At 69.4% G+C, this 14,183-nt stretch carries 15 protein-coding genes; 5 read left to right on the top strand and 10 right to left on the bottom strand.

Annotated elements, in window-relative coordinates; translation table 11 throughout:
• Nucleotides 1–101 precede the first annotated feature (101 nt).
• From ACSHWB_RS00860 to ACSHWB_RS00905, 10 genes are all read right to left on the bottom strand, one after another.
• Nucleotides 102–683 (bottom strand): GTP-binding protein, encoded by a 582-nt coding sequence (locus ACSHWB_RS00860; protein WP_439660165.1) that lies wholly within the window; start codon nucleotides 681–683, stop codon nucleotides 102–104.
• The gene (locus ACSHWB_RS00865; protein WP_439660166.1) at nucleotides 664–1,029 is read right to left on the bottom strand and encodes a DUF742 domain-containing protein; all 366 of its coding nucleotides are present in this window, start codon (nucleotides 1,027–1,029) and stop codon (nucleotides 664–666) included. Before ACSHWB_RS00865 ends, ACSHWB_RS00860 begins: the two co-directional genes overlap by 20 nt.
• Nucleotides 1,029–1,463 carry a roadblock/LC7 domain-containing protein gene (locus tag ACSHWB_RS00870; RefSeq protein ID WP_093601109.1) on the bottom strand — a complete coding sequence of 145 codons (435 nt, stop codon included), beginning with the start codon at nucleotides 1,461–1,463 and terminating at the stop codon, nucleotides 1,029–1,031. The genes ACSHWB_RS00865 and ACSHWB_RS00870 overlap by 1 nt, the downstream gene beginning before the upstream one ends.
• Nucleotides 1,460–3,820: a nitrate- and nitrite sensing domain-containing protein gene (locus tag ACSHWB_RS00875; RefSeq protein WP_439660167.1), complete on the bottom strand. Its 2,361-nt coding sequence runs from the start codon at nucleotides 3,818–3,820 to the stop codon at nucleotides 1,460–1,462. The genes ACSHWB_RS00870 and ACSHWB_RS00875 overlap by 4 nt, the downstream gene beginning before the upstream one ends.
• 222 nt (nucleotides 3,821–4,042) lie before the next feature.
• The gene (locus ACSHWB_RS00880) at nucleotides 4,043–4,942 is read right to left on the bottom strand and encodes a superoxide dismutase (protein ID WP_439660168.1); all 900 of its coding nucleotides are present in this window, start codon (nucleotides 4,940–4,942) and stop codon (nucleotides 4,043–4,045) included.
• 97 nt (nucleotides 4,943–5,039) lie between these two features.
• The gene (locus ACSHWB_RS00885; RefSeq protein ID WP_439660169.1) at nucleotides 5,040–5,882 is read right to left on the bottom strand and encodes a helix-turn-helix domain-containing protein; all 843 of its coding nucleotides are present in this window, start codon (nucleotides 5,880–5,882) and stop codon (nucleotides 5,040–5,042) included.
• Between the two features lie 123 nt (nucleotides 5,883–6,005).
• The gene (locus ACSHWB_RS00890; RefSeq protein ID WP_439660170.1) at nucleotides 6,006–6,740 is read right to left on the bottom strand and encodes a hypothetical protein; all 735 of its coding nucleotides are present in this window, start codon (nucleotides 6,738–6,740) and stop codon (nucleotides 6,006–6,008) included.
• Nucleotides 6,741–6,791: 51 nt separating this feature from the next.
• A complete protein-coding gene (locus ACSHWB_RS00895) occupies nucleotides 6,792–7,115 on the bottom strand; it encodes a hypothetical protein (protein WP_439660171.1) in 324 nt (107 codons plus the stop codon).
• A 66-nt stretch (nucleotides 7,116–7,181) separates the two neighbouring features.
• A complete protein-coding gene (locus tag ACSHWB_RS00900; RefSeq protein ID WP_439660172.1) occupies nucleotides 7,182–7,436 on the bottom strand; it encodes a hypothetical protein in 255 nt (84 codons plus the stop codon).
• Between the two features lie 9 nt (nucleotides 7,437–7,445).
• Nucleotides 7,446–8,885, bottom strand: a complete 1,440-nt coding sequence (locus ACSHWB_RS00905) for a PucR family transcriptional regulator (protein ID WP_439660173.1) — start codon at nucleotides 8,883–8,885, stop codon at nucleotides 7,446–7,448.
• A gap of 128 nt (nucleotides 8,886–9,013) precedes the next feature.
• On the opposite strand from ACSHWB_RS00905, the gene uraH reads away from it, so the two are divergent.
• From uraH to ACSHWB_RS00930, 5 genes are read left to right on the top strand one after another with little or no spacing between them, the layout of a single operon-like run.
• Nucleotides 9,014–9,328 carry a hydroxyisourate hydrolase gene (gene uraH / locus ACSHWB_RS00910; protein WP_363848164.1) on the top strand — a complete coding sequence of 105 codons (315 nt, stop codon included), beginning with the start codon at nucleotides 9,014–9,016 and terminating at the stop codon, nucleotides 9,326–9,328.
• Nucleotides 9,329–9,330: 2 nt separating this feature from the next.
• On the top strand, nucleotides 9,331–10,191 hold the full coding sequence (locus ACSHWB_RS00915) for an FAD binding domain-containing protein (protein WP_439660174.1): 861 nt from the start codon (nucleotides 9,331–9,333) through the stop codon (nucleotides 10,189–10,191).
• Complete coding sequence (locus ACSHWB_RS00920) at nucleotides 10,182–10,643, top strand: (2Fe-2S)-binding protein (RefSeq protein WP_093601091.1); 462 nt, start codon at nucleotides 10,182–10,184, stop codon at nucleotides 10,641–10,643. The genes ACSHWB_RS00915 and ACSHWB_RS00920 overlap by 10 nt, the downstream gene beginning before the upstream one ends.
• On the top strand, nucleotides 10,640–11,992 hold the full coding sequence (locus ACSHWB_RS00925) for an 8-oxoguanine deaminase (protein WP_439660175.1): 1,353 nt from the start codon (nucleotides 10,640–10,642) through the stop codon (nucleotides 11,990–11,992). Before ACSHWB_RS00920 ends, ACSHWB_RS00925 begins: the two co-directional genes overlap by 4 nt.
• The gene (locus tag ACSHWB_RS00930; protein WP_439660176.1) at nucleotides 11,989–14,175 is read left to right on the top strand and encodes a molybdopterin cofactor-binding domain-containing protein; all 2,187 of its coding nucleotides are present in this window, start codon (nucleotides 11,989–11,991) and stop codon (nucleotides 14,173–14,175) included. The genes ACSHWB_RS00925 and ACSHWB_RS00930 overlap by 4 nt, the downstream gene beginning before the upstream one ends.
• The last annotated feature ends 8 nt before the right edge of the window (nucleotides 14,176–14,183 follow it).

The following is a 14,183-nucleotide window of genomic DNA, read 5'->3' on the forward strand; positions in this document are numbered from 1 at the left end:
CGGGGTCCCCGCGTGCACTGAAAAACTTGAGTCTGGCACGCTCAAGTGTGGGGTTCGCGGGGTGGTTCAGCGTGTCGGACGAGGCTTTTCGGCGGGGGTGCTCAGACCGCGGCCAGCCGGTTCATCGAGTGCTGGATCAGCTCCACCAGCACCGCCTTCGACGACTCCCGGTTCCGCGCGTCGCACAGCACCACCGGAATCGCCTCGTCCAGGTCAAGAGCGTGCCGAACCTCGTCCACCGTGTACATCTGCGACCCGTCGAAGCAGTTCACGGCGACGATGAACGGGATCCCCCTGTGCTCGAAGAAGTCGATCGAGGGGAACGACGAGTCGAGCCGCCGCGTGTCCACCAGCACGACGGCGCCGATGGCACCGGTGGCCAGCTCGTCCCACATGAACCAGAACCTGTTCTGGCCGGGCGTGCCGAACAGGTACAGCACCACCTTGGTGTTGATGGTGATGCGACCGAAGTCGAGGGCGACGGTGGTCGTGTCCTTGCCCTCGATGCCGGCGAGGTCGTCGACGTGCACGCCGGCCTCGGTGAGCAGTTCCTCGGTCCGAAGCGGCGGGATCTCGGACACCGACGCGACCATCGTGGTCTTGCCGGTGCCGAACCCGCCGGCGATGACGATCTTGACCGCGGTCGGCACGATCAGCTGGCCATCAGATCCCACGAACACCATCCAGTACGGCCTGCAGGAGATCCCTGTCGGGAATCTTGGGGGACGAGTTCTGCACGAGCACGTCACCACGCTCGATGAGGTCCGACAGCAGGACCTTCACCACGACGAGCGGCACGTCGAGGTAAGCGGCTACCTCGGCGACGGAGAGCGGGCGTGCGCACAGGGCCATGATCTCGCGATGTTCGACCGTCAGCGACGTCTGGTCGGACGCAAACGAGGAAGCTCGGACCTGCGTCACCAGGTGCAGGTCGGGCGCGTTCGGCCGGGTGCGGCCGCGCACCATCGCGTACGGCCGCACCAGCGGACCCGCGGCCTCGTCGTACCACCAGTCGTCGCGCCCGGTCATCAGCGCGACTCGCGCGCCGAGGGCACAGTCGCCGTCTCCTGGCGCGGAGCCGACGACAGGTACGTGCCCACCCTCTTGACCAGCATGTTCATCTCGTAGGCGATCATCCCCATGTCCGCGTCCTCCTCACCCAGCACCGCCAGGCAGGCCCCGTGGCCGGCCGCGGTGACGAACAGGTAGGCGTGCTCCATCTCCACGATGGTCTGCCGGACCGCGCCGCCGCCGAAGTGCCGTCCGGTGCCGCGGGCGAGCGACTGGAACGCCGACGCCATCGCGGACAGGTGCTCCGAGTCGTCGCGGGACAGCCCGGCCGAGCGGCCGAGCAGGAGTCCGTCCGCTGACAGCACGACCGCGTGGCGAGCGCCGACCACTCGCTGGATCAGGTCCTCCAGCAACCAGTTCAGTTCGCCGTGCTGGCTTGCGTTGTCCTTCATGACGAGGGGGCTCCTTCTGATCTCCAGTCGTCGGTCAGCCGGGCGTCACGGGTACCGCGCTGGAACGCGGCGAAACCGTCACGGGTCCGCTCGGCCGACCTTTCGCCGGTCACCGGCTCGGCGTGCGGCGGCTCCTCCGAGGACTGCATGAGCTGCGGCGCGAGGTTCTGCCGCTTCTTCCTGCGGGGAAGGGGTGCCTTCCCGTCCTGGGCCGGAGGGGCCGCGGGGGTGGCTTCGTCCACCGGTGCTGCGGACACGGCCGCTGGGGCAACTGTGCTCATATCAGGTTCTACGAGCGCGTTCAGCCCTGCGTTCAGTGCCTCCTGCACCTCGGGATTCACCTTCACGGGGAAGCTCGGGTGATCCACGTGGCCGTGGTGCGCGTCGTGGAACGACTGCACCGGCATCTGGGTGGTCTCGGTGATGTCCCCCGCGGTGTTGTGCGGGGCGACGATGTTCGGCGGCAGCACGCACAACGCGACCGTGCCGCCGTACGGCGAGTCGCGCAACTCCACCTTGATGCCCCGCCGTGCGGCGAGCCTGGCGACGACGAACAGCCCCAGCCGGGACTCCCCGCGGAACGCCATCGTCTCGAAGTCCGGCGGGTTGGAGAGCTTCGCGTTGGCCTGGAGGCGTTCCTCCTGCGTCATGCCGAGGCCGTGGTCCTCGATCTCGACCACCAGGCCGTGCGGCGCGGCGCTGGAGTGGACGATCACCTCCGAACGCGGCGACGAGAACGCCGTCGCGTTGTCGACGAGCTCCGCGAGCAGGTGGATGGTGTCGGCGACGGCGACACCCACCAGCGCGCGGTCGGGCACCGGGTTGACCCTCACCCGGACGTACTGCTCGGTCTCGGCGACGGCGGAGCGGATGACGTCGCTCAGCCGCACCGGTTTGCGCCACTGCCTGCCGGGCTGCTCGCCGGCGAGGATGATCAGGTTCTCCGCGTTGCGGCGGGCGCGGGTCGCCAGGTGGTCGAGCTGGAACAGCGAGTCGAGCCGCTCGGGGTGCTCCTCCTCGCGTTCCAGCTTGTCGAGGATCTTGATCTGCCGGTGCACGAGCCCCTGGTTGCGGTGCGCGATGTCGAGGAAGACCCGGTTCACGCCCTCGCGTGCCTGCATCTCCTTCACCGCCGCCGCGACCGCCGTGTACTGGGCGGCGTTGAACGCGTCCGCGACCTGGCCGATCTCATCGTTGCCGTAGTCCAGCGGCGGCATGTCGCGGTGGACGTCCACCTGCTCGCCGCCGCGCAGGCGCGCCACGATGTGCGGCAGCCGTTCCTGCGCGAGCCGCAGCGTGTCCTCCCGCAGCGACGCCAGCCGCGTGACCAGTGCCCGTGACACGAGCCGGTTCGAGATGCGCAACGCCAGCACGATGCCGACGACGACCGCGAGCAACGCGATCAGGCTGCCGATCAGCACCGCGGCGACCCGGCTGTCGGCCTTGTCCAGGCCGAGGTCCGCGGCGTTGCGCGCCTGCGTCACCGCGAGCCCGACGAGGTTGTCGTGCACCGGCGCGGCCACCCCGCGCCATTGCACGTCGGTCACCGTCGTGTCGCTGTTGATGATCCGGCCCTCGAGGTCGAGCAGGGTCCGGTACTCGGTGCTGCCGCGCAGCGCGTCGTACTGCACGCGCGGCTGCTCCAGCGCGAACGGGATCGTGGCGTCGAGGCCCGAGTGGTAGGCGCCGACCAGACGGGCGAACTCGACCCGTTCCGGCGCGGTGAACTTGCCGTTGAGCAGCCCGCGCGACCCGATGGTGGCGCCGCGCGAGAGCCAGTCGGCGGCCTGGAAGATCGTGACGGCCTGGACGTTGGCCTGGCTCGCCTCCGAGTCGGGCACGAGGCGCGCCTGCCGTGACAGCAGCCCGACGCCCGAGTCGAGGAGGCTGTTGTAGTAGTCGTAGAGGGCCTGCGGGTTCGCCGAAGCCGAGTCGATGCGCGAACGCTGCTGCGGCAGCTCGTTCAGCACGGAGTCGAGGGCGTTGATCCGGTCGACCGTGTCCTGGGGTGCGCTCTCGGCGAGTTCGGTGAACGCGTCCTTCATCTTGCGCACCGCTTCGTCGGTGACGCTGCGCTGGCGCCCCAGCCCGCCCTTGTCGACGCCCTCGGCGTTGCTGAGGACCTCCAGGGTCAGCTGGCGTTCCTTCTGCAGGGCGGCGAGCGCCTCGACGGACGGGATCGTCGCGCTCTTCACCCCGGCCGCGACCGACCGCATGTAGAAACCGTCAAAAAGGGTGTACGAGGAGAAAACGGCCCACATGACCAGCAGCACCACGCTGGGAACGACCACGACACCGGCCAGCCGCGACCGAATGGTCCGGTAGTTGGTCGGTGTGTAACCGCTCTTCTCGTTCACAGCGCTCTCACGGTCTCCTGTGTCCCACGGCTAGCGCTGCGGGTAACCCAAGTAACTCCTTCGGCTGCATTTAGGTTACGGGGAGAGATCATCGTTACCCAATGACAGCGATCACACGCAGTACGCGGTCGCAGGCTACCCAGTCGAGTGACAGGAGCAACACCCGGTACGGGGGTTCTCACAAGGCAAGAACCCCCGTACGGGCTAGTTCTGCCGCTCGTTCTACGGACGCTCCACCGCGACGACGTTGTACGTCGTCTCGGGCGTCGGAGGCGTGCTGAACCGGGCATTCGGCAGGTAGAGGCGCTTGCCGAACGCGGCGACCGTCGTGGGAACGTCGAACCGCGCGTCCGTGCGTTCCGCCGCGAGCGTCGCGCCATCACGACTCAGCGTGTAGCGCGCGACTTTGTTCAGCCTGTTTTGCACCACGTACAACTGCCGTCCCTCACGCAACAGACCGTCGCCATTGGTGAGTGTTTGACCGCTCAAATTGATCTCGGTCGATTTTCCGCTCCGGGGATCGATCCGGAAGAGCTTTCCGGTGTTGCTCTGCACGACGATCAGGCCGCCGTCGAGCCCCGTGACGATGCCGTTGAGGTTCGTCGCGCCGGGGGTGACGACGAGGTCGCCGGTGAGCGCGAGCGTCCGGTGCGGCTTGAGGTTCAGCGGCACCTCGTAGAGCACCGCCTTGCGCGAGTCGGTGAACCACGCCGACTTGTCGGTCAACACGACGTCGTTGACGAACGTGTCCGCGGTGGCGAACTGGAACTTCGCCAGCAACGCACCGGTGCGCGTGTCATAGACCCGTGCGTCGCCGCCCGTGCCACCAGAGACCCACAGCCGTTTGCGGCTGTCGACCTTCAAACCGAGCGACGGCGTGCCGGGCCCCTTGGCGAGCACCTTGCCCGTGCCGGTGCGCAGGTTCGCCGCGTAGATCGACCCGTCGGCCCGCGACCCGAAGTAGGCCGTGGTGCCGCTGATCGCGATTCCTTCCGGTTGCCACCCGTTGGGCAGGGAGAACTCGGTCGGAAAGTGCTTCGAACCGTCCGCGGTGGCCGGCGCCGCGACTGTGAGCGTGACGCCCAGGACCGCCGCGAGCAGGACACCGAATCTGCGGTACATGCCGCCTCCTTGCCAGAGGGATGTCTCGGATTGGCGTGCGCCCTGATCCTTCCCCTGCTGACGGCCGAACAGGAGTTTTCTCAGGAATCCGACATCTCTACAGGTCAGCGGCGGCCTCGGCGATGAGCTCCAGCGACTCCCCCGTCCCCAGCGCGGTGTGCTGCAGGCCCGCGAACCGCTGGGCGCACTCCTCCGTCAGCCCCGGCTCCTCCACGTACTCGCCCTTGAGGAACGTCTCCAGGTACGCCACGTCGTTGTGCTGCCGGTGCGGGAACCCCAGCAACGTGAACGGCGACCCCATCGCCGGGTACGCCCCCGCACCACGCGGCACCACCCGCACGCTCACCACCGGGTGCTCGCTGACCTCCATCAGGTGCAGCAGCTGCGCCTTCATCACCCGCGGCCCGCCGACCACCTGCCGCAGCACCGCCTCCGGGAACACCGCGTGCACCGCCAGCGGGTCCTTGTCGGACAGCCGCGACGTCCACGCCTCCCGCACCATCGCGAGCCGCGCCGTCCGCACCGGATCGTCGGACCGCAGCACCGCGTTCGTGTAACCGGGGAGCTGGAACACCGCCGGAACCAGATCCGTGGTGAACGCGCGCAGCACCGTCGCCTCGAACACCAGATTCGCGAAGTCCGCCGCCGGATCGAAGTTCACCGCATTCCCGGCAGCGCGCGCACGCACCCGTTCCGCGTACTGCGCGCGCAACACCACGGCCTGCCATTCCGGGGTCGGCACCTTGTAGACGTAACCGAGCGCCATGACGTCCACCGGCGCCGAGGGCTGCACCGCGTTCTCCATCATGGACAGCTTGGCGCTGCTGAAGCCCACGCGCTGACCGGCCTCGGTGAGGCTCAGCTCGCGCTCGGCGCGCCACCCGGCCAGCTGACGCCCGATGGCGCGTTCGAGCGTCGTGGCCCGGAAATCCTTCGGCATGACTCGAAGGATATGACCAATTCGGATTCCCGAAAGGGACGGGTCGGTGTGGACAACCGTTAATCAGCAAGGAACTTCGTTAAACGGAGAGCCATGCCGGTAAACGACCGCGCACCCTTTTTACTATTGATAGCGCTTTGCGCGCGCATGAGCACGCACGAGGTCATGGAACCGGAACGCGTCGTCTCCGACCTCCGTCAGCAACGACTTCTCCACCAGGTCGTCCAGCGCGTCCTCGACGTCGCAGTAGGGCTCCCCCGCGATCGCCGCCGCCACGGGCACCCCGAACGCGTCCGGCTCCCACGCGCACAGCCGGTAGAGCCGCGCCTGCCGTTCGGGAAGCTCCACATAGGACCGATCGAGCAACGGCCCGAGCGTGCCGTCGTCGGCGAGCGGCTCGACGCCGATCTCGTGCGCCTGCGGGAGATTCAGCCTCGACCGACTCGTGACGAGCACCGTGCCCGAGGCGGGCAGCAGCGGCGTCACCTGGTCGGCGGAGTCCGCGTTGTCCAGCAACAGGGTGAACTGCCGCCGCGTGACAAGGCTGCGGAACACCGCCCGTTCGTCGTCGGGTTCGGCCTCGAGCCCGAACGCGCGCAACACGCGGCCCAGGTCGTGCGCGGCCAGGTCGAGGTAGAGCTGATCCCCGGATCCCCGCTCCCGCAACCACTTCAGCGCCAGCGCGGTCTTCCCCACCCCGCCCGCGCCGTGCAACACCGTCACCCCGGCCCTGATGCTCGCGAGCTCCGCGTCCCTGCCGACGAAGTGCCGCGGCGGCGCGGGTGGCCGGAACCTCGGCGGTACGTCGTTCCTGCCCCTGATGGTTCCTGTGGCTCTGACAGCCAGTACGTCACTCATCAACCCGTACCTCCCCGACACGTTGAAGCTACGGGCTTTCCTCGACTTACATCAGACGGCCATCGAGTGATCGCACGCGAGTGCCGCTCCTGTGCTAGAGGTCGAGGAACGCATCTGCCGGCCGTTGATGATGATCTTGCACGTCAGCTCGCCGTGCACGCCCTCCAGCCGGACGGCGATCCGCCCCTTGCGCTTGCCCCTGCGCTCGAACGGCATGTCGGGGTTGCGCAGGGTCCGTTCCTCCTCGCCGGGAAACGAGTAGGTGAGCCGGTCGGCCGTGCCCGTTCCCTCGACCACCACGCGGATGCTGGGCGCTGCCGCACAGCCGGTGCTTCCGGCCAGCAGCAGGCCCACGAGTAAGGCGGCGGTCTTCATGGAGCGAACGGTAGGAAGCCGGCGGGTGCTTCGGCATCAGCCTGAAGGCTCAAGAAGTATCAGCCATCAGAGTGACAACCCGAGATCCCTCAGACGTTCCTCGACCCGCAACCGCTCGATCTCCCGGTCCATCCCCTCGGGCAGCACGAGCAACCGATGCTCCACGTCCAGCGCACTACAGGCCTGGATGAGCAACGCGTCATAAGCCTGACGAGCCCCGATCTTCTTGATCGCCGACTCCCCCGGCTCGAACCGGGCCCGCACGCGGCGCACCCGTCGAAGGTCGGCCGCGATTCGTTCTATCGGCCGATGTTCGGGCATCCGTCCAAGCTACCCCGCCTGCAACGCCAGGAAGAGGTCCACACGAGCCTCGAACTCCGCCAGGTCGACACCGAGCAGTTCCTCGACGCGCCCCACCCGGTACCGCAACGTGTTCACGTGGACGTGCAGCTTCCCCGCCGCCGCCGTCCAGGACCCCGAACAGTCCAGGAACATCTTCAACGTGCCCACGAGATCCGACCCGTGCTCGGAGTCGTAGTCCAGCACCGGCCCGAGAAGCCGCCGTCGCAACGAGGTGCGCAACTCCTCCGGCACGCCCGCGAGCAGCAACTGGTGCAGTGCGATCTCCTCGCCCGCCACCACACACGTGCGGCCGCCACGGCGCTCTCCCAGCCGACGCGCGTGCGTGGCCTCCTCCGCAGCGCCTCGGAGCCCGCGGGACGTGACGGGCGAGCTGATGCCGACGAGCACGCGGGACGAGCCGAGGCCCGGTTCCATCACGCGCATCGCCTCGCGCAGGTCGTCGGGCTGCGAGTCGTCGGCCTTCGCCACGGCGTAGACGGTGTCGCCGACCGGGGTCACGAGGGCCTGCGGCAGCGCCTCCTCCAGCACGGCCGCCGCGAGGTCGGTCCGTCCCTCCGACGTCACCGCGCTGATCACCCGCAGCCGGGCGCGCTCCAGGCCGGCGGCCGCGAGGCGTGACTCCAGGTCGGCAGAGCCGCTCAGCACCGCGGACACCAGTGGCGCTGCCGTGCGGTTCTCGATCTGCCTGCCCTGGGCCTCGCGCAGCCGTTCCAGGCCCACCAGCGAGGCGAGCTCCGCGGCGGCCTCCTGCGTGGCCGCGCCGCCGACGACGAGGATCCAGCTGGTGAGCCGGTTGCCGCCGCGTTCGGAGACGGGGACCAGGGTCATGCCCTTCACGGTCTTGGGCAGCCGGTCGGCCTGCAGGAACTCCTTCACCAGCGTGAGACGGTCCGCGAGCTCGCCGCCCGCGACGACGCGGCCCGCGGTGGACAGCACCCAGCACGGGGCGCCCAGCTCGTGGCTTCCTGCGCGCACGAGGGCGGGCAGGCCGGAGCCCTCCGCGACGACGTTGAGCAGGCGGCGGTGGCGCGAGAGGCCGACCAGTTCCATCGAGACGCGTTCGGTGATGGTCGCGAACGAGAGGTCGACCGGCACCTCCAGCAGCGGCACGTGGTGGCGGACGCAGGCGGCGACGAGGTCGTCGGGCAGCGCGCGGTTCTCCGTCTCGGACGCGGCCAGGCCGGCGACGCGGGCGGAGGCGAGCGAGCGGACGAACGTCTCGGAGTCCTGCGCGCCGTGGTGCCAGAGCAGGCCGGACAGCACGAGCTCCCCGCCGGAGAGGTACCGGCTGGGGTCGGGCAGCTCCGTTCCGTACACGCGGGTGACCGTGCGGTCGAGCTGGTCCTCACCGGTGTGCAGACTCAGGCGCAGCTCCGGCATCTGCAGCAACGTCCGCAGCAACAACATGAGAGGTCACTTTCGTCCGTTCGTGTTTGTAGGAAAGCACAAATTCACCGTCTGTAGGAGCCTGGCGATTCATGTAATCCGGCCGTAGCTCAGTGACACATTGGGTATGTGTACTGGCTCACAACCAGATGGGAGGGCGAGTGACGATCTCCACGCACGTGCTGGACGCGGCGCGAGGCAGGCCGTTCGCGGGCATCGCCGTGTCGCTGCAACGCCGCGACGGGACCGAGGTGGCGAACGCCGAGACGAACACCGATGGCCGGATCACCGGATGGGGTGAAGGTCTGGAGGCCGGGGTCTACCGGCTGGTGTTCGACACCGCGCAGGCGGCGCCGTTCTTCCCCGAGGTCGTGCTCACCTTCGACTACTCCGATCCGGCCCAGCACTACCACGTGCCGTTGCTGCTGTCGCCGTTCGCCTACTCCACCTACCGAGGTAGCTGACCATGGACTTCCTTCGACCGGAAACGCTTGCGGAGGCGTTGGAGATCAAGGCGCACCGCCCTGACGCCGTGCCGATCGCCGGTGGCACCGACGTCATGGTGGAGATGAACTACGACCACCGCAGGCCCTCCGCCCTGCTGGACCTGACCAGGATCCCCGAGTTGCAGCAGTGGTCGGACGGGCTGCGGGTCGGCGCCGGCGTGCCGTACGTGCGGATCATCGACGAGCTGGGCGAGCAGCTGCCGGGCCTCGCGATGGCCGCACGCACGGTCGGGTCGCCGCAGATCCGCAACCGCGGCACGGTCGGCGGCAACCTCGGCGCCGCCTCCCCCGCGGGGGACACGCACCCGGTGCTGCTGGCGTCGGACGCGGTCATCGAGGTGGCCTCCGTTCGCGGTACCCGGATGATCCCGGCCGCCGAGTTCTACCTGGGGGTGAAGCGGAACGCGCTGGAGCCCGACGAACTGATCGTGGCGGTCCACCTGACGCCTGCCAAGGGGCCACAGCAGTTCTCGAAGGTCGGCACGCGCAACGCCATGGTGATCGCGGTGTGCTCGTTCGGGATCTCGCTGTTCCCCGAGGAGAACCGGGTGGGCGCGGCGGTCGGGTCCGCGGCTCCGACGCCACGGCACGCGCACGACGCCGAGCAGTTCCTGGCCTCCGCGCTGGACTTCCGCAACCCCAAGCCGTTGCTGGACTCGGTGAAGCGCGAGTTCGGGGAGCTGGTCTCGCAGGCCGCGTCACCGATCGACGACGTGCGCGGCTCGGCGGCCTACCGCAAGCACGCTTTGGCAGTGATGGCCCGCAGGACGCTCGGCTGGGCCTGGCAGGAACTCTTGGACGGGGAGCGAGCATGCGCGTGAACGTGACGGTCAACGGCGAGCAGCGCCAGGCCGACGACGTGTGGGAAGGCGAGTCGCTGCTGTTCATGCTGCGCGAGCGGCTCGGGCTGCCCGGCTCGAAGAACGCCTGCGAGCAGGGCGAGTGCGGTTCGTGCACGGTGTACCTGGACAAGGTGCCGGTGTGTGCGTGCCTGGTGGCGGCAGGGCAGGCGCAGGACCGCGAGGTGACGACGGTCGAGGGGCTCGCGGACGGGGACGTGCTGGACCCCGTGCAGGAGGCGTTCGTCGAGGCGGGCGCGGTGCAGTGCGGGTTCTGCACGCCGGGTCTCGTGGTGCAGGCGCACGACCTGCTGGACCGCGTGCCGAACCCGTCGGACCCGGAGATCCGCGAGGCGCTGGCCGGGAACCTGTGCCGTTGCACGGGGTACGAGAAGATCCTGGACGCCGTGCGATTGGCGGCGTCGCGCCGATGATCGTCCTCGACCGCTGCGCGGTGTCCACTGTGGACGAGGCAGGGACCGAGCACCTGTCCGGTCACGTCGTGATCGACGGCGGACGGATCCAGTCCGTCGGTTCGGGTCCGGCGCCCCGGCCCTCCGAGTCGCACACCTACGTCGACGCGTCGTCGTGCCTGGTGACGCCGGGGCTGATCAACACGCACCACCACCTCTACCAGTGGGCGACGCGCGGGCTCGCCACCGACGCCACGCTGTTCGAGTGGCTGACCGCGCTGTACCCGGTGTGGCGCGGGCTGGACGACACCGTGACGCACGCGGCGGCGTCGGCGGGGCTCGCGCGGCTGGCGTTGACGGGCTGCACGCTCGCCGCCGACCACCACTACGTCTTCCCGTCCGGTGGCGGCGACGTGTTCGACGCGCTGGTGTCGGCCGGGCGCCGGATCGGGATCCGTCTGGAGGCGATCCGCGGCTCGATGGACCGCGGCCAGTCGCACGGCGGGCTGCCGCCGGACAACCTGGTCGAGGAGACCGAGGCCGCGCTGATCGCGACCGAGCAGGCGATCGGCGACCACCACTCCACCGCGGACGACGCGCTGGTGCGAGTGGCGGTTGGGCCGTGCTCGCCGTTCTCGGTGTCGCGCGAGCTCATGACGGGGGCGGCGGATCTGGCTCGCCGGCACGACGTCCGGCTGCACACGCACCTCGCCGAGACGATGGACGAGGAAGAGCAGTGCCTGGCGGAGAACGGCTGCACGCCGACCGAGTACGCCGAGCAGCTCGGCTGGCTGGGACCGGACGTGTGGCTGGCGCACACCGTGCACCTGAACTCCGACGCGGTGAAACGGCTCGGGGCGACCCGGACCGGTTCCGCGCACTGCCCGACGTCCAACGGGCGGCTGGGCACCGGCATCGCGCCGGTCCGCGACCTGCTGGACGCCGGCGCGCCGGTCGGTCTCGGGGTCGACGGCGCCGCGTCCAACGAGGACGGTGGGCTGGTCGTCGAGCTGCGGTCGGCGCTCTACCAGGCACGGCAGCGCGGCGGTCCGGGCGCGATGGACGCCCGCAAGGCGTTGTGGATGGGCACGATGGGCGGCGCGCAGGTGCTGGGCCGCGCGGACTCGCTGGGCTCGATCGAGCCGGGCAAGGTCGCGGACCTCGCCGTGTGGGACCTGTCGGGGATGAACTACGCGGGCATCGCGGACCCGGTGGCGGCACTGGTGCTCGGCACTCCCCCGCCGTTGAAACTGTTGATCGTGGGCGGTGAGGTCGTGGTGCGGGACGGTGTCCTGCTCACGGCATCGACCGACGAGCTGGCGCGAGACCTCTCCGCGGCCAGCACCAAGCTCCAGGAGGCAGCGCGATGACCCTCACTCCCGCCGAACTCACCTCCGCGGTGTCGGGTGGCATCGGGACCTCGCCGCAGCGCCCGGACGGCAACCTGAAGGTGCGCGGCGAGTTCGCCTACGCGTCCGACCTGTGGCACGAGGACATGATCTGGGGCGCGACGCTGCGCTCACCGCACCCGTACGCCCGCATCACGTCGGTGGACATCACCGAGGCACTGAAGGTTCCGGGCGTGTACGCGGTGCTGACGCACTCGGACGTGCCCGGTCGCAACCTGTACGGGTTGGAGCACAAGGACCAGCCGGTGCTGGCCGTGGACGTCGTGCGCTACCAGGGCGAGCCGATCGCACTGGTCGGCGCCGACCACCCGGAGACCGCGCTGCGGGCCATGAAGAAGATCGTCGTGACCTACGACGTGCTGGAACCCGTGGTCGACATGGAGACCGCCGCCGAGGACACCCCGTTGCACCCCGGCGGGAACCTGGTGCGGCACGTGCCGATCCGGCGCGGCTCGCAGGACGTCACGGCCGACGTCGTGGTGACCGGGCGGTACGAGGTCGGGATGCAGGACCAGGCGTTCCTCGGGCCGGAGTCCGGGCTCGCGGTGCCGGCCACCGACGGTTCGGTGGACCTCTACATCGCGACGCAGTGGCTGCACGTCGACCGCGACCAGATCGCGGCCGCGCTGGGCCTGCCGCAGGAGCAGGTGCGGCTGACGCTGTCCGGTGTAGGCGGGGCGTTCGGCGGCCGCGAGGACCTGTCGATGCAGGTGCACGCGTGCCTGCTGGCCCTGCACACCGGTAAGCCCGTGAAGATGGTCTACAACCGCGAAGAGTCGTTCTACGGGCACGTGCACCGGCACCCGGCGGTGCTGTACTACGAGCACGGCGCCGACCACACCGGCAAGCTCGTCTACATCCGCACCCGCATGTACCTCGACGGTGGCGCGTACGCGTCCTCGACGCCCGCTGTCGTGGCGAACGCGGCCACGTTGGGCGTGGGTCCGTACGAGGTCGACAACGTCACGATCGACGCCTACGGCCTCTACACGAACAACCCGCCGTGCGGCGCGATGCGCGGATTCGGTGCTGTGCAGGCAGGTTTCGCCTACGAGTCCCAGATGGACAAGCTGGCAGAGGCGCTGGGCATGTCGCCGGTCGACGTCCGGATCCGCAACGCGATGACCGAGGGGTCGGTGATGCCGACCGGTCAGGTCGTCGACTCGGCCGCGCCCGTCGCGCAGCTGCTGAAGCTGGTGCAGGACAAGCCGTTGCCCGCGGGGACGTCGTCGGACATCCGTGAGCTGCCCGGTGGTGTCTCGAACACCACGCACGGCGAGGGCGTCGTCCGCGGTGTCGGTTACGCGGTCGGCATCAAGAACATCTGCTTCTCCGAGGGTTACGACGACTACTCGACCGCACGCGTCCGGGTGTCGATGGTCAACGGCTCGCTGGCCGCCGCGGTGCACACCGCCGCGTGCGAGGTCGGCCAGGGCCTCGTGACGATCATGCAGCAGATCGTGCGGACCGAGCTCGGCATCGAGCGCGTCACCGTGCTGCCGATGGACACCACCATCGGCAACGGCGGCTCGACCTCGGCGTCGCGCCAGACGTACGTCACCGGCGGCGCCGTGAAGGCCGCCTGTGCCCTGGTCCGGTCGCGTTTGGACGGTCGCAGCGACATCGGCGACGAGGTGATCGACGAGACCACCGAGTGGCGTCACCGCGCGACTGAGGCCCTCGATCCCGTCACCGGGCAAGGCAACGCGCACGTGCAGTACGGCTTCGCCGCCCACCGCGCCGTCGTCGACGTGGACGTCGACCTCGGCCTGGTGCGCGTCGTGTCGCTGGACTGCGCGCAGGACGTGGGCAAGGCGCTCAACCCGCAGGCCGTCGTGGGCCAGATCCAGGGCGGTTCCGCCCAGGGCCTCGGCCTCGCGGTGATGGAGGAGATCCAGACCTCCGGCGGCAAGGTGCGCAACCCGTCCTTCACCGACTACCTGATCCCCACCGTGCTCGACATGCCGCCGATGAGCATCGACGTGCTCGAGCTTGCCGACCCCCACGCCCCGTACGGGATCCGCGGCGTCGGCGAACCGCCCACCATCTCGTCGACCCCGGCGATCGTGGCGGCGATCCGCGCGGCGACCGGCCTGGCGCTCACCCGCGTCCCGGTCCGCCCGGAACACCTCACCGGTACCTGATCTTCTGG

It is taken from the genome of Lentzea sp. HUAS TT2 (assembly GCF_051853195.1).
Lineage (GTDB): Bacteria > Actinomycetota > Actinomycetes > Mycobacteriales > Pseudonocardiaceae > Lentzea.

Excerpts from the sequence above, each read along its gene's own strand:
- ACSHWB_RS00905 (WP_439660173.1), bottom strand. The coding sequence starts at position 8,885 with ATGTTGTTGCTGCGGACGTTGCTGCAGATGCCGGAGCTGCGCCTGAGT.
- ACSHWB_RS00885 (WP_439660169.1), bottom strand. The coding sequence starts at position 5,882 with ATGCCGAAGGATTTCCGGGCCACGACGCTCGAACGCGCCATCGGGCGT.
- ACSHWB_RS00890 (WP_439660170.1), bottom strand. The coding sequence starts at position 6,740 with ATGAGTGACGTACTGGCTGTCAGAGCCACAGGAACCATCAGGGGCAGG.
- ACSHWB_RS00860 (WP_439660165.1), bottom strand. The coding sequence starts at position 683 with ATGGTGTTCGTGGGATCTGATGGCCAGCTGATCGTGCCGACCGCGGTC.
- ACSHWB_RS00895 (WP_439660171.1), bottom strand. The coding sequence starts at position 7,115 with ATGAAGACCGCCGCCTTACTCGTGGGCCTGCTGCTGGCCGGAAGCACC.
- ACSHWB_RS00870 (WP_093601109.1), bottom strand. The coding sequence starts at position 1,463 with ATGAAGGACAACGCAAGCCAGCACGGCGAACTGAACTGGTTGCTGGAG.
- ACSHWB_RS00900 (WP_439660172.1), bottom strand. The coding sequence starts at position 7,436 with ATGCCCGAACATCGGCCGATAGAACGAATCGCGGCCGACCTTCGACGG.
- ACSHWB_RS00920 (WP_093601091.1), top strand. The coding sequence starts at position 10,182 with ATGCGCGTGAACGTGACGGTCAACGGCGAGCAGCGCCAGGCCGACGAC.
- ACSHWB_RS00925 (WP_439660175.1), top strand. The coding sequence starts at position 10,640 with ATGATCGTCCTCGACCGCTGCGCGGTGTCCACTGTGGACGAGGCAGGG.
- ACSHWB_RS00915 (WP_439660174.1), top strand. The coding sequence starts at position 9,331 with ATGGACTTCCTTCGACCGGAAACGCTTGCGGAGGCGTTGGAGATCAAG.
- uraH (WP_363848164.1), top strand. The coding sequence starts at position 9,014 with ATGGGAGGGCGAGTGACGATCTCCACGCACGTGCTGGACGCGGCGCGA.
- ACSHWB_RS00880 (WP_439660168.1), bottom strand. The coding sequence starts at position 4,942 with ATGTACCGCAGATTCGGTGTCCTGCTCGCGGCGGTCCTGGGCGTCACG.
- ACSHWB_RS00865 (WP_439660166.1), bottom strand. The coding sequence starts at position 1,029 with ATGACCGGGCGCGACGACTGGTGGTACGACGAGGCCGCGGGTCCGCTG.
- ACSHWB_RS00930 (WP_439660176.1), top strand. The coding sequence starts at position 11,989 with ATGACCCTCACTCCCGCCGAACTCACCTCCGCGGTGTCGGGTGGCATC.